The sequence below is a fragment of the Bacillus sp. 1780r2a1 genome, from assembly GCA_024134725.1.
Lineage (GTDB): Bacteria > Bacillota > Bacilli > Bacillales > Bacillaceae_H > Priestia > Priestia aryabhattai_A.
Map to the genome: position 1 here is coordinate 2,805,287 of CP099863.1, position 13,140 is coordinate 2,818,426.

The following is a 13,140-nucleotide window of genomic DNA, read 5'->3' on the forward strand; positions in this document are numbered from 1 at the left end:
TATTACTCCCACATTTTTGGTATGTCAATACTTTTTTAAATAATAAAATCTCTCTTAAAATAAGAAGAAAAAAAGAAGAATTTTTTATCTTTTTTCACTATAATAGAATATAAAAACGGAAAAGATGATAGAAGCTTATGAACATTGATCGCATTGATTTACATATTTTAAAAGAGTTAACCAATAACGCTCGACTTTCTATGAGAGAGCTGTCCAAACTAGTCAATTTATCGGCTCCGTCCGTCGCTGAACGGGTTCGTCACCTCGAACACGTTGGTATTATTAGCGGATATTCCGTTAATATTAACTGTGAAAAATTAGGACTTCCTATTTCTTGTTTTGTTGAGGTTACAATTAAAAACGGAGAATATAACCGTTTTAAAAAGTTTATCGCTACTTACCCATACGCCTTGTTTTGTGAAAGGATAGCTGGAAAAGCTTGCTTTATTACAAAACTACAGCTGCCTAGCCTTAAGGAACTTGAGTCTTTTATTGATGAAGTTACCCCTTTTGCACATACTTTGTCTCATGTAGGGATTTCACAAGTTGAAATCCAACCTAATTTTATCGACTGCCTTTTAAAAGAAAAATGAGTTAAACTATGGCTTACTTCAAATCATCACGTCTTTTCATAAAGCTCAACATTAACATTTAACTACAAAAAAACGTGATGCTATCATCACGTTTGAGGAATATGAATAGTTACTATCCATTTTATCTTCTGTATCCTTTTACAGGAAGTAAACAAAAAAATGCCTTTCAACCAAAAGGTGAAAGGACGATGAATTTTCCGAATAATGAAAGTTTTACACTCTTATTTTATCAGTTGTAAAACCACTTGTCTATTTCTATTTTTTTCCACTTCATTCACGTTGCTCTATCACGATAAAAGGGGGCTTCATCAATGAAAAGAACGAATAGGATGAGGCTTGGGCATAAGGAAAGATTCCTTCTCGCATACAAATCATAACTTTTCTAGAGTAGCTGAAATGTCTACGTCCCAGCCTCAGTAATCTATATAAAAGGTGAATTAGGAGACTTCAATGCGCTTAACCTGTCTCTTTAATTCATCCTGAATATAGCTATTGATAGCTTTTTGCACAAGCTTTTGCAAAATTGGCTCTTTCGCTTCTTCAACTGTTTTAAATTCAGCGCTATATTCTGCTTTGTCAAAATAATCGTTTACATCTTCTTCGGATACTTTGTCTCGAAAAAATTGTTTGGATTGATAATGAGCTTTAATGTGTTTTTTTACGCTTGCTTCCGTAATGCCTAACTCTTCATAGGCTTTCTCTCTAATTTTTTGACTATAGGAACTTTCAATTTCATTCCACAGCTGTTCTGACTGTTGATTTACCCAATCAGTATCCATAGCTTTTTCTCCTACATACTTATCAACAATAAGCTGATATAGAGCATCTTTTCGATAAGAAGAATCGTTTACCGGAGCATCCGGGTTTAGAAAACCTTGTACGGCTAAAAACTCTTGAAATTCACCATTTGTAATAGAGTCACCTCTGTATATAGCGACCACCTTATTAGACGGCTGTTCATTGTTTAGTGTTGGAAAAACCACTTCTTCTGAAGCATTTACACACCCAGTAATCAACAAGGCAGCGATTAAAAATAGAAATAGCTGCCGTGCTGTGTACATCATTCATCGTTGCCTTGTTGCTTCAACGTTAGTGAAAGGTTTATTTTTTTTCCGTTTCTGTAAACGTCAAGCTTTACTTTATCTCCAATTGCACGCTCCGTGTATAAATACTTGCGTAAATCACTGGATGTTTTTACTTCTTTACCATCTATCCCTACGATGATGTCTTTTGATTGCAAGCCAGCTTCTGAAGCAGCTGAAAAAGGTTCAACTGTTGTAATCACAACACCGTCAGAAGTATCTTCTGTTAAGCCCAGCTCATTTTCTTTAATTGCAGCTGATAAACCCGCTACATCCTGCAGGCCAACTCCCATATATGGTCGATTAATTTTGCCGTCTTTCATTAGCTTATCAATAATCGGTTGAACATCTGCAGTTGGAATAGCAAACCCAATACCTTCTACACCGTCTTCAGCAATCTTTAAACTATTAATACCAATTACTTGACCGGCAGCATTAATTAATGCTCCACCGCTATTTCCTGGGTTAATAGCTGCATCTGTTTGAATAACATCCAAGTTCCATTCTCCAGCTGATGTTGTAATGTTTACCGTTCGCTCCGTGCCGCTCACAATCCCCTGTGTAACTGTTCTTGAGAACTGCTCACCAAGAGGGTTTCCAATTGCAAGTACCGGTTCTCCGGCAACAAGTGAAGTAGAATCACCAAACTCCGCTACCGCTTCTACGTTTTTAGCTTCCATCTCTAAAACAGCTAAATCAGTGAGCGGATCCGCACCTACAATTTTGGCATCCTCTTTTTTTCCGTTTGATAACGTAACTTCAACTTTACTTGATCCTTCTATTACGTGATTGTTTGTTACAACATATGCTTTGTTATTATCTTTCTTAAAGATGACGCCTGAACCTGTTCCAGATTCTGCTGTTTGCGTATCTCCTGAAAAAGGATTGGTTCGCTCTTGAATGTTATTTACACCTACTACGGCCGGTGAAACTTTATCTACAACGGATACTAGGTCACCTTGACTTACATTAGTGCTAATGGTTTTGGTCGCAGCTGTAGTTGCAGCACTTGTTGAAGTGGATGCAGTATCGGTTTGGCTTTCATCATTGATGAACCCTAGGTGAGGTGCACTATATAACACAATTCCTCCACCTAACACAGCACCTGCGATGGACGATGCAAGAAATGGTAAAAACCTTTTTTTAGATTTTTCTTCTCTTCCATTCTCAGAACGATAAGACGAGTAGTCTTGTCTCATACTTCGTGCTTTATCGTATTCCTCATTGTATTGATTCTGTGTTTGCTCATTGTTAGAATGACTGTTATATTCATCATCATTGTGATTTTGATTAAAGTCTCTTGGTTCCATATGGTTAGCTCCTTTATATTCAATTATGTTTTTTCGTTATGTACACTATAAAACAAAATTTTGGGATAAGTATCAAAAGAATATGGGAAATTGTGAAAAATTTTTTTCTGCTTCCAAACACATAGTATAATAGCTTTGAATAGAAAGAGGAGTGTGTATAAAGTGAGCTTTACAATTTACTTAGTCGAAGATGAACAAAACTTAAATGAAGTTTTAACCCTTTATTTACAAAAAGAAGGTTGGTCTGTTACTTCATTTTCAAATGGAACAGATGCCAAGGCAATGATTCATACCCCTCCTAGCCTTTGGGTTTTAGATATCATGCTTCCTGATATCGATGGTTATCAACTCATCCGTGAAATTAAGTCCGCTACCCCTCATATTCCCGTGATTTTTATTTCTGCTAGAGACGCAGATATTGATCGAGTGTTAGGGCTAGAAATGGGAAGCGATGACTACTTGTCTAAGCCTTTCCTGCCTCGCGAGCTTGTTATTCGTGTTCAAAAGCTTTTAAATCTTGTATATGGTCAAAAACAAAAATACGAATCAACAATTGCTATCGGTCCCTATACGTTAGACCTTCATACACGAACTGTATATGAAAACAATGAGCCTATTGATTTAACGTCAAAAGAATTTGATTTTCTTGTCACATTATCTAAAGACATAGGTCAAGCATTTTCACGCGAGCAGTTATTAAACTCTATTTGGGGTGAGGATTATTTCGGTTCAGACCGAGTTGTGGATGATTTAGTACGCAGAGTTCGGAAAAAGCTCCCACACGCTCGAATTGAAACAATTTATGGATATGGTTATCGGATGATGAGCACATGAAAAATCGATCTCTTGCTTTTCAAATTTGGCTTGTCATCTCAGGCATATTACTAGTTATCTCACTTTTGTTAGCTACGTTGTTTCCAAGCGCACTTAGACAATTCTTTACGGATGAAATTTATACAAGTATTGAAAATGAACAGCATATTTTAAAAGAATACGGGTTACCTAGCCGGTCTGGTGAATATTATTTTAGCAATGATGAAGATGGACCGTCTTTACGAAACCGTACGGTAGACCACATTTTATTACCTGAAAATGTCGATATTTCCTACCTATCATCGCGTGTTCTACCTCAAGATTTTTTAAGACATGCACAGCATCTAGCTCAAAATCAAGAATCAGCTGTCGAACGGTATGAAAAAGACTTAGGTAATCGAACTTTATTTTATGTGGTTAGTAAAGTAATCATTAACGACCAGCCGGCATTTTTACTATCGTTTTCATGGGATACGTATCGAAATGCTTTAGCTTCCGCTTTATTTAAACAGCTATTAGTCGTAATGTCCATTGTTTTCCTTCTAAGCTGGATTCCTTCTATTTGGCTCGCAAAATATTTAAGTCGCCCTCTTGTATCACTTGAGAAGCATGTTAAGCGAATTGCAGAGCAAGAATGGCACGAGCCTGTAACGTTAGATCGTACGGATGAAATTGGAAAATTGGGTTCTTCTATAGAACAAATGCGACAACGACTCATTCGGAAAGAAGAAGCACAACAAACTCTTCTTCAAAATATCTCACATGATTTGAAAACGCCTGTAATGGTCATTAGAAGCTACGCTCAATCGATACAAGATGGTATTTATCCAAAAGGGGATTTATCCAATACCGTTCAAGTCATTGAAGATGAATCACTGAAATTGGAAAAGAAAATCCGTGACTTACTATATTTAACAAAGCTAGATTACTTATCTGCTCACCCTGTCAATCATGAGCCGTTTACTTTGTCAGAACTTATCGGCGAGGTAGTTGATAGGCTACGGTGGAGTCGTACTGAAATCCAGTGGGATATTAGGGATGATAGAGTGACTATTGACGGTGATAAAGAGCAATGGACCAAAGTTATTGAGAACATTTTAGAAAACCAGATTAGATACGCTGATTCATCTATTTCTATCTCTGTTCACAAAAGTTTCTATGAAGAGATGGACGTTGTAGAGTGTTGCATTGCCAATGACGGACCTCCTATCGAAGAGAACGTACTATCTACAATTTTTGAACCGTTTGAAAAAGGTTCAAAAGGAGAATTTGGCATCGGGCTTAGTATTGTAAAACGGATTGTTACTATGCATAATGCGACAATCTCCGTACAAAATTTAGATAAAGGTGTTTCTTTTACTATTCGCATTCCAGTTTTACAAGCAAAGCCGTGACGTTTTCGCCACGGCTTTGTTGTTTATTTATTTGCAATTTCTTCTAGCTCATTAACTACAGAATCGTTTACTACGCGAGTAGAACCTAGTACTGTAAAATCCTTATAGCCGCTTAAAATATCAGCTGTGCCCGCTGGCAACTTGTCTGCATCTGTGAGGATAACTGGCACACCACGTTTTCCAGCTAAAATTGAGCCAGCTAGTGCATCTGGAAAATTAGTTCCCGCTGCAACATAAGCTTGTTTTGTATTGCCAAGCAGGTTCGTCACAACTTTTTGATTTGTTGCATAGCGATGTTCTCCTGCATATCTTACTCGGTTAGCTGGAAGAGAATTATAAACTGTTGCATTTACTACCTGTTCAGAACCAATAACAATAGCTTCTGCTTTTCCTTCAAGCACTTGTGCTGTAGCTGCAGGAATTGAAGTTGGCCTTGTTAGTACAATAGGAATTCCTTCTTTCGCTGCATATGGAGCTACTGATAGAGCATCTGGGAAGTTTTGTCCATTCACTACAATTACTTTTGAAGAATTTATTTGCTTAGCAATTGCCGCTGACGTTTCAAAACGATCTGCTCCTCCTAAACGCTGGACTTCCTTAGCACCTAACTGCTTAATTTCATCTAATACTGAATCTCGAATAACCCTTGAACTTCCTAATACAATTACTTTTTCAGGCTGTAAGCGCTGAAGCTCTGCTTTTACAGTTGGATGCAATTCATGACCTGTTGTTAGTAATAGTGGAGCATTTTCCTGAACTGCAAGAGGAGCTCCTGCTAGCGCATCTGGAAAATTCCCTCCTGCTGCAATGACAACTGTTCGAGCCGTAGTCCACCCTTCTCTTGCAATTTCTGCAGCTGTATCATATCGTTCTGGGCCTGCTAAACGCTTTGCTTCTCGCTTGTATTGCTGCGTGCGCTCTGCATTCCGATAATAAAAACGTAAAATTTGATCATAGGTTTGACCAGCTTTGGCACGATAATAAGCTCCGTATTGACTCATTCCTACACCATGACCATATCCTAGACCTTTTAGTACTATTTCTTTATCAGTAGCATTTTGTTCTGTTACATAGTAACTTTTAATAAGGTTTACCCCAATAATTGGACGAATATCAGAAGCCTTTACATTGTTTAAGCTTAATGTTTTTACATTAAGTTTCCCTTCTGAATCAACATCATCTTTTACAATAAACTTCACTTCTAAACTTCCCTTATTGTAACGATTACTAGCATTCTTTTCCGTGAATTCTAGTTTTGGGATTGAGAGAACCTTAATTTCTTTTCCTTTGTAATCTTTTTGCTGTAAATAAGTTTTGATATTATCAGTAATTTCCTTATCATTTTCTTTGATGGTGCTCCACCAATTTTTATAATGAACTAAGTCTAAGTTCTCTGTGTCTATTTGCTGCTTTTTCACCGTTAAATTCCATGGATGTTTTGGATCATATGAATCCGTTTGAATTGGTAAATAAGGAAGCGGTGAGCCTGACCATGCATTAGCATTAGACTCCGTAACTCCACCATTGCTAGATGAATAAAGTGCGCTGATTAATTTCCCGTTATATGTAAGTGTCTGACCATATGATTTTTCAACAGCTGCATTCGTATTAGCGTAGACTGTTTTGCCACCATATACTTGATATTGAATTGTATCATTAATTGTTTTGTTCAAATGCCCCATTGCATATGTGCGTGCTGCAATCGCTTGAGCCGTTAGTGACTCTACAGGCCAACTTGGAATCATTTCGTTAGGAACGACTCCCTTCAAATACTCCTCCATTGATACGTGGTTAATTGGTTGTACGTATTCGTTACTTTCAATCACAAAATCAAAACTTCCACTATACACTCTTCCCTCAATAAGCGTTTCTGCTGTTTGATTAGTGTATAGCTTAAAGGTTGTATCTTCCTTTAATTTGGTCGTTCCTTTATATAAAGAAATTTTCCCTTGTTCTACCTTTAAGCGATAGGTCTGATTAGCTTCTAAACGAACTCCTTCATAAGATGTTGCTGCATCTTCTGACGTTTGAATTTGAATTTCTTTTTTGTTTTTTAGATAATTTTTTAGCTGGACGCTTATAGTTGGATTCGTTTCAGCTTTCACATTTACCATGGAATAACTCGAACTAAGCATGAACATAACAACTAAAGCAGCAAGTACTTTTTTCATACGTTCCTCCTTGACATAAATAAATCTATGAATCTTTTAAACTTTTTATCGGACAAAAGGAGGGTTTTTTAATCTTTTTTATCTATATATTCCAAAAAAATAAAGTGAATTTCAAATCTACATAACTTTATACCTAATTAATATGACAGAAAATACTCTATTTTTTTACTTTTTATCGTAAAGATTACTGGTTCAAAAATAGGGAATAAAATTGATATATGTTTTTAATATTACATATGTACATTCATTATGGATTGAGGTTTTAAAGGAGTGCTTTATAGATGACAGTTGAACAAATACCTTGCAGTGTATCAAGAGTTGTAAAATCGCAGCATATCTTCCCTAATGATTTAAATAATCACCATACGTTATTTGGAGGGAAAATTGTAGCGGATATGGACATGATCGCATCATTATCTGCTACAAAACATTCAAGAAAGCCATGCGTTACAGCATCGATTGATCACGTCGATTTTATTGAACCTGTGACGGAAGAAGATTTCATATCATATGAGTCTTTTGTTGTACTAACTGGTAAAAGCTCAATGATTATCTTTGTAAAAGTAATCGCTGAGCATTTAATTACAGGTGTTAAACGAATTGCAGCGACTTCTTTCTTAACGTTTGTTGCTTTAGAAGGTGGAAAGCCTGCTATTGTGCCAAAGGTTGTAGCTCAAACTGAAGAAGAAAAAAGCCTACAAGCGATTGCATTAGAACGCAAAAATAATAAGCGTACACAAATTGAACAAAGTAAATCCGTAGCAAAAATTCTTTCAAAAACATTGCGCAGCAGTAACTGAAAAGAGTCCCCATTATAGGGACTCTTTTCAGTTAAAAATAAATTTAATATGCGTTTGCGTTTCGAATGATTTCTTTTATCCTTTTTTCTCTTTTAACAAGTTATTTGCAAAAATCGCCATCGCTTCTTTTAAAAATTCAGCTAACCCTTCTCCGAATTGGTCAATGTTACTTTGAAACCTTTCATCTTGAACATATAGTTCCCCTAATCCTTGAAATGCCTCTGGTGAATACGTCGTAAAATTACGATTCAAAAAGTCATACCATTCTTGTATTGCTTTTTGAACAGGTTCTGATGATGATGATTCATTCATCAACTTAGCTAACTTTTTATAAATCTCATTTGCTTCTGCTGCTAAATCCGCTTGTTCGTCTTTCGTCATCCCTCTAACTTTTTTATTCGCTTCGTTTACTTTTTCGTTCCCCCATCGCTTTTTAGCTTCTTCTTCATACGGATTTTCACTAAAATCAAAACCTTCAAATCTTTGCTTATTAGTCATTGATTTTTCTCCTTTCATTGACTTAATCGTTTGTTCAGTCATGGCAATCATACGATTAAGTCGATTTCTTTTTTCAATTAGAAGCTGTTGATGTAACTCTAACGCTTCTTGTTTATTAAAGGAAGGATCATAAATGACTGCTTTAATTTCTTTTAACGAAAGCCCTAGTTCTTTAAATAATAAGATTTGTTGCAGCATTTCTAAATCTTCTTCAACATATAGCCGGTATCCTGATTCAGTTACCTCAGTAGGCTTCAATAAATCGATATCATCGTAATGATGAAGGGTGCGTATACTAATACCAGCTAAGCTAGCTACTTCCTTTACCTGCATGGCCATTTTCAATCCCTCCTCTTAATTAGTAACGATAAAGTATAACGTAGCGTGAGAGTCAATACTTTTCACCATTTATGTAAGAATTCTTTCTAAGAATCAGTTCTGTCAATCCCCCCACTGCAATTCCCACAGTATATGCAATTATGTCACTCCAAAGAAAACCGTAGCCTAAAATTAGTCCTCCTAAAGTAGTGTGTCTAAGGTGTACAATCCACTCTTCTTGGTAGAGCTGACTACATTCAATGCCATAACAAAATAAAATTGATATTACAATAATTCGAATGGTACTAGCTGTTTTATATACACTGGAAAATCCAAGAAAAATCATTATCGCCCAAAGGGTATCCCCTATATACATCCTTAAAAAAGCGGGCAAATACTCTTGAAACACCCGTGTCGATAGCCCTAGTAGAGCTATTATTAAACATAAACAAGCATAGATAACTCTATTTCTATTGTTCATTAATTTCCCCTTTTTATGACTGAATTCAAAACAAAAAGCACTTTTATCAAGTGCTTCTATTTCTTATTATAATAGATTTTTAAATTCTCTAGCTCATTAGCAGATTTAAATTTTTTATTCGTCAAAATATGATGGTTTGAAAACAATTTTTTTACTTCTTCGCTGTTTTTCCCAAGTAATGTTGTCAAATTAGTCATCATTTGAAGATATTGTTCATCGGTTATTTGCTGAGTTGCATGGAGGCAGCTTCCTACTAAATAAGCTAGAGCTGAATTATCTATATTAATAGTAATATCTACTTTTGCGTTTCCACTATCACTTACTAAGCTTTTCATGATAAACCTCCCCGTACTAACCGCTATTCACTCTTCACTAGCCCAAGCGAATTTCCACTACACCCGCTGACTAAAGAGTCCCCTTAATTTAAAAGATTAAGCCGCTATCAGACTGATCTAGCTTCTGAGACTGTTTTGATCTTTTTCCTTGTCCTAGGTTAATATTAACGCTGGAGTTTCCACTGTTGCTAATGATGTTTTTATTTCCATCCTCATTGTTTGTGCCCCCATTTGGACGAAAATCTGGATTTATTTGTGGCCTTCTGCGCGGATTATTCATCATAACTTCCCCTTTCTAATTATGTTTAATACTTATGTTCTACTATATGTAATGGGAATTTATCACGTATAGGTGTTTGCCTTAGGACAATCGTGGAGTTTTGTCCCAAAGTTTCTAGATACAAGCCTGTTTTCAATAAAAAAGACGGCCATACTTGGCCGCCTCCTTTTATCCTTATACTACCGTTCGACGTTCTAAATTAAATACATTCACTCGTTCATCGTCGAATCGGCTTAGCAGAGAGTCCACTCCATATTCTAATGCAAAAGCTCGCTCATTTTCAGAGATTGGGACCGCTTGTAAAAATGCAACTTTTTTATCTGATAACTCGATAGTAGAGAATGTGTCCCATAAAAATGGCGGAATCAATAAAATATGCTGCATATGAAGGCTATGGTCGAAAGAAGTAATAATGTCTTTATAAATTGCTCCAGGAAAGATTGAAACGTGCGACTTCATCATATGAAATACACACTTGCTTAAAATTTGCGGGAAAAGTTCAAATGAAGAATGACATGCCCCTACAATTTCAATGCGAAGTGGAATACCACCAACCGTGTATCCTGTTGGACAATGATATCCTCCTAATGTTGCGTATGCAGTTAATTCTGATCGCGGATGATTGCCTGTTGCTAAAACATGCACGCTGTGTGTTTTTTTTGCATCTTCAAATTCATCAATGCGATCCTTCCCTCCAAAAACTTCAACTGCTTTATGTATAATTTTCTCATCGTCTTTTGAATAATTAGTCATCAAAAAGCCTCCTTGCTATCAAGCTTACAAAGCCTCTACTGTACAGGATATACTACCAAACGAAAAATCGATAGCAATACGATAATTTGTGAACAAAATGTTATCTGTTCGTAACATATCCTTTAAAAACCAACTTCACATTTTCTTTTTACTACTTCTTCTAAACCATAGGCAAGTTCCCAATCAAAAGAAGCTGAATATACTGTGCTAGATAAATTGAGAATTGAACATGTGATATTATTTTCCATTGCCTTTATACACTGGTCATGTCTCAGATATTTTTGGAATATAGATAAAAACTCACTCTTATTCTTTCAGGAGGACTATTTCATGACTGAACATTTATTACTAGCCTTTGGTTTAACATTAATGGCAGGTCTAGCAACAGGAATAGGAAGTATTTTAGCTTTTTTTGTATCTACAACGAATACAAAATTTCTATCAATTGCACTCGGCTTTTCAGCTGGTGTTATGATTTATGTATCCATGATTGAAATTTTTGTAAAAGCACAGGATGCACTTGTAGGATCACTTGGTAAAGTATCTGGAAATTGGGTAACAGTTGGTGGTTTTTTTGCTGGAATGCTCTTAATTGCAATGATTGATAAATTCGTACCAAAGCAAGGAAACCCCCATGAACTAAAAACCGTAGAAGATATGAAGAAACCAGAAGTAAAAGACACTGCTCTCTTAAAGATGGGTACATTTACCGCTTTAGCAATCGCTATTCATAATTTCCCTGAAGGAATTGCTACGTTTACGTCGACTCTTCAAGATCCTTCTTTAGGAATAGCGATTGCAGTAGCAATTGCTATTCACAACATTCCTGAAGGAATTGCTGTTTCAGTGCCGGTTTATTTTGCAACAGGTGATAAAAAGAAAGCATTTAAACTCTCTTTTTTGTCAGGTCTTTCAGAGCCTTTAGGAGCTATCGCTGCATATTTCTTACTCATGCCTTTTTTGAACGACGTTATGTTCGGAGTGATATTTGCCGCAGTTGCAGGAATTATGGTCTTTATTTCTTTAGATGAACTTTTACCTGCTGCTCAGCGATATGATGAGGCTCACCTTTCTATTTATGGACTTATCGGCGGAATGGCTATCATGGCTATTAGTCTTCTTCTATTCATATAGAAAAACCCCCTTTTAAAAGGGGGTTTTTCTTACAGTTTAATAATTTGTAACTTCTTAGGATACTTCGTTAACGTTTTATTTCCATCTTTCGTAATAACTACATCATCTTCAATACGTATTCCACCAACGTTAGGGATATAAACGCCCGGCTCAATGGTATAAACCATGCCTTCTTTTAGTATGTCATCATTGGTACGGTTCATAGAAGGAAATTCGTGTACACTAATTCCTAGCCCGTGACCTAGTCGATGTGGGAAGTATTCTCCGTATCCTGCTTCTGAAATAAGATTACGCGCAATCATGTCTAAGTCCCCAATCCTTGTACCAGGCTTGGATGCAGATAAAGCAGCTTCTAACGCTTTATTAACCGTCTCATACATATGCTGTTGCTTTTCAGAAATTTCCCCGAATGCCACTGTTCGCGTAATATCCGAACAATATCCATCTAACACAACGCCTAAGTCAAATAAAACCATGTCACCTTTTTTTAGTGTACGTAACCCAGGATTGCCATGAGGGTCACCCGTTTTTTCTCCAAATAAAACCATTGTAGAGAACGACATCTCGCGAATACCTTTTCGCTTTAATTCATATTCAATTTTAGCAAGAACGTCCATTTCCGTAACGCCTTCTTTTAAAGCAGATACACCTACTTCAACACCATAATCAGCGAGAGCTGCTGCTTCTTGTAAAATGTCGATTTCTGCTTGCGTTTTCACTACCCTTAATTCGTTCATTTTTTCTTCTACGCTTTCAAATACAACATCTTGATACAATGTTTTTAACTCTTCACTTCGCAGGAAAGATAGCTGCTCTTTTTCAACTGCTAAACGATCAATAGTATTAATTTCTCTTTTATGTAATGCAGCATGAATTAGCTCCCAAGGGTTTTCATGATCTTCATATCCAACAACATCATATTGCCACCCTGCACTTTTTGCTTGATTAACTTCCATAAAAGGACAAACAAGTAAAGGTTCAGTATTTGGAAATACAAATAGACCTAAAAGTCGTTCATGTGGATCCGTATAAAAATTTGTTAAATAAAATACATTTTCTGTTGAAGAAATAAATGCAGCATCATAGCTTTTTTCAGAAAGCCAAGAAGCCACGTTACTTAAGCGTTCATTCATCGCATATAACTTCCTTTCTTAATCTCTTAAAGCTATTATACCATA

The 13,140-nt window shown here is 36.3% G+C and carries 14 protein-coding genes; 5 read left to right on the forward strand and 9 right to left on the reverse strand.

Features of this window, described 5'->3' with window-relative positions:
• The first annotated feature begins 137 nt into the window (after nt 1-137).
• The gene (locus tag NIZ91_14095; GenBank protein USY53880.1) at nt 138-593 is read left to right on the forward strand and encodes an Lrp/AsnC family transcriptional regulator; all 456 of its coding nucleotides are present in this window, start codon (nt 138-140) and stop codon (nt 591-593) included.
• Nucleotides 594-1,030: 437 nt separating this feature from the next.
• On the opposite strand, the gene NIZ91_14100 is transcribed toward NIZ91_14095, so the two are convergent.
• On the reverse strand, nt 1,031-1,657 hold the full coding sequence (locus NIZ91_14100) for a hypothetical protein (protein USY53881.1): 627 nt from the start codon (nt 1,655-1,657) through the stop codon (nt 1,031-1,033).
• On the reverse strand, nt 1,654-2,874 hold the full coding sequence (locus tag NIZ91_14105; protein USY57175.1) for a trypsin-like peptidase domain-containing protein: 1,221 nt from the start codon (nt 2,872-2,874) through the stop codon (nt 1,654-1,656). The genes NIZ91_14100 and NIZ91_14105 overlap by 4 nt, the downstream gene beginning before the upstream one ends.
• A 273-nt stretch (nt 2,875-3,147) precedes the next feature.
• On the opposite strand from NIZ91_14105, the gene NIZ91_14110 reads away from it, so the two are divergent.
• Complete coding sequence (locus NIZ91_14110) at nt 3,148-3,819, forward strand: response regulator transcription factor (protein USY53882.1); 672 nt, start codon at nt 3,148-3,150, stop codon at nt 3,817-3,819.
• Nucleotides 3,816-5,192 (forward strand): ATP-binding protein, encoded by a 1,377-nt coding sequence (locus tag NIZ91_14115; protein USY53883.1) that lies wholly within the window; start codon nt 3,816-3,818, stop codon nt 5,190-5,192. Before NIZ91_14110 ends, NIZ91_14115 begins: the two co-directional genes overlap by 4 nt.
• A 23-nt stretch (nt 5,193-5,215) precedes the next feature.
• On the opposite strand, the gene NIZ91_14120 is transcribed toward NIZ91_14115, so the two are convergent.
• Entirely contained in the window at nt 5,216-7,363 is a 2,148-nt protein-coding gene (locus NIZ91_14120; GenBank protein ID USY53884.1) for a SpoIID/LytB domain-containing protein, read from the reverse strand.
• A 281-nt stretch (nt 7,364-7,644) separates the two neighbouring features.
• On the opposite strand from NIZ91_14120, the gene NIZ91_14125 reads away from it, so the two are divergent.
• Complete coding sequence (locus tag NIZ91_14125) at nt 7,645-8,163, forward strand: acyl-CoA thioesterase (GenBank protein ID USY53885.1); 519 nt, start codon at nt 7,645-7,647, stop codon at nt 8,161-8,163.
• 75 nt (nt 8,164-8,238) lie between these two features.
• On the opposite strand, the gene NIZ91_14130 is transcribed toward NIZ91_14125, so the two are convergent.
• The 5 genes from NIZ91_14130 to NIZ91_14150 form a co-directional block, all read right to left on the reverse strand.
• Nucleotides 8,239-9,000, reverse strand: coding sequence for a MerR family transcriptional regulator (locus NIZ91_14130; protein ID USY53886.1), 762 nt, complete (start codon nt 8,998-9,000; stop codon nt 8,239-8,241).
• Between the two features lie 52 nt (nt 9,001-9,052).
• Nucleotides 9,053-9,460 carry a DUF2809 domain-containing protein gene (locus NIZ91_14135; GenBank protein USY53887.1) on the reverse strand — a complete coding sequence of 136 codons (408 nt, stop codon included), beginning with the start codon at nt 9,458-9,460 and terminating at the stop codon, nt 9,053-9,055.
• Between the two features lie 56 nt (nt 9,461-9,516).
• A complete protein-coding gene (locus NIZ91_14140) occupies nt 9,517-9,795 on the reverse strand; it encodes a hypothetical protein (protein USY53888.1) in 279 nt (92 codons plus the stop codon).
• 88 nt (nt 9,796-9,883) lie between these two features.
• Nucleotides 9,884-10,078, reverse strand: coding sequence for a hypothetical protein (locus NIZ91_14145; GenBank protein USY53889.1), 195 nt, complete (start codon nt 10,076-10,078; stop codon nt 9,884-9,886).
• Nucleotides 10,079-10,249: 171 nt separating this feature from the next.
• The gene (locus NIZ91_14150; GenBank protein ID USY53890.1) at nt 10,250-10,828 is read right to left on the reverse strand and encodes a suppressor of fused domain protein; all 579 of its coding nucleotides are present in this window, start codon (nt 10,826-10,828) and stop codon (nt 10,250-10,252) included.
• A gap of 330 nt (nt 10,829-11,158) precedes the next feature.
• Here NIZ91_14150 and zupT point away from each other — a divergent pair, with 330 nt between their 5' ends.
• Nucleotides 11,159-11,962 (forward strand): zinc transporter ZupT, encoded by an 804-nt coding sequence (zupT, locus tag NIZ91_14155; protein USY53891.1) that lies wholly within the window; start codon nt 11,159-11,161, stop codon nt 11,960-11,962.
• Nucleotides 11,963-11,991: 29 nt separating this feature from the next.
• On the opposite strand, the gene NIZ91_14160 is transcribed toward zupT, so the two are convergent.
• Nucleotides 11,992-13,095, reverse strand: a complete 1,104-nt coding sequence (locus NIZ91_14160) for a Xaa-Pro peptidase family protein (GenBank protein USY53892.1) — start codon at nt 13,093-13,095, stop codon at nt 11,992-11,994.
• Between the last annotated feature and the right edge of the window lie 45 nt (nt 13,096-13,140).

What these genes read in the sequence shown, in the direction of transcription:
- NIZ91_14095 (USY53880.1), top strand. Translation starts at nt 138, where the DNA reads ATGAACATTGATCGCATTGATTTACATATTTTAAAAGAGTTAACCAAT.
- NIZ91_14100 (USY53881.1), bottom strand. Translation starts at nt 1,657, where the DNA reads ATGATGTACACAGCACGGCAGCTATTTCTATTTTTAATCGCTGCCTTG.
- NIZ91_14105 (USY57175.1), bottom strand. Translation starts at nt 2,874, where the DNA reads ATGAGACAAGACTACTCGTCTTATCGTTCTGAGAATGGAAGAGAAGAA.
- NIZ91_14115 (USY53883.1), top strand. Translation starts at nt 3,816, where the DNA reads ATGAAAAATCGATCTCTTGCTTTTCAAATTTGGCTTGTCATCTCAGGC.
- NIZ91_14120 (USY53884.1), bottom strand. Translation starts at nt 7,363, where the DNA reads ATGAAAAAAGTACTTGCTGCTTTAGTTGTTATGTTCATGCTTAGTTCG.
- NIZ91_14125 (USY53885.1), top strand. Translation starts at nt 7,645, where the DNA reads ATGACAGTTGAACAAATACCTTGCAGTGTATCAAGAGTTGTAAAATCG.
- NIZ91_14130 (USY53886.1), bottom strand. Translation starts at nt 9,000, where the DNA reads ATGGCCATGCAGGTAAAGGAAGTAGCTAGCTTAGCTGGTATTAGTATA.
- NIZ91_14135 (USY53887.1), bottom strand. Translation starts at nt 9,460, where the DNA reads ATGAACAATAGAAATAGAGTTATCTATGCTTGTTTATGTTTAATAATA.
- NIZ91_14140 (USY53888.1), bottom strand. Translation starts at nt 9,795, where the DNA reads ATGAAAAGCTTAGTAAGTGATAGTGGAAACGCAAAAGTAGATATTACT.
- NIZ91_14145 (USY53889.1), bottom strand. Translation starts at nt 10,078, where the DNA reads ATGATGAATAATCCGCGCAGAAGGCCACAAATAAATCCAGATTTTCGT.
- NIZ91_14150 (USY53890.1), bottom strand. Translation starts at nt 10,828, where the DNA reads ATGACTAATTATTCAAAAGACGATGAGAAAATTATACATAAAGCAGTT.
- zupT (USY53891.1), top strand. Translation starts at nt 11,159, where the DNA reads ATGACTGAACATTTATTACTAGCCTTTGGTTTAACATTAATGGCAGGT.
- NIZ91_14160 (USY53892.1), bottom strand. Translation starts at nt 13,095, where the DNA reads ATGAATGAACGCTTAAGTAACGTGGCTTCTTGGCTTTCTGAAAAAAGC.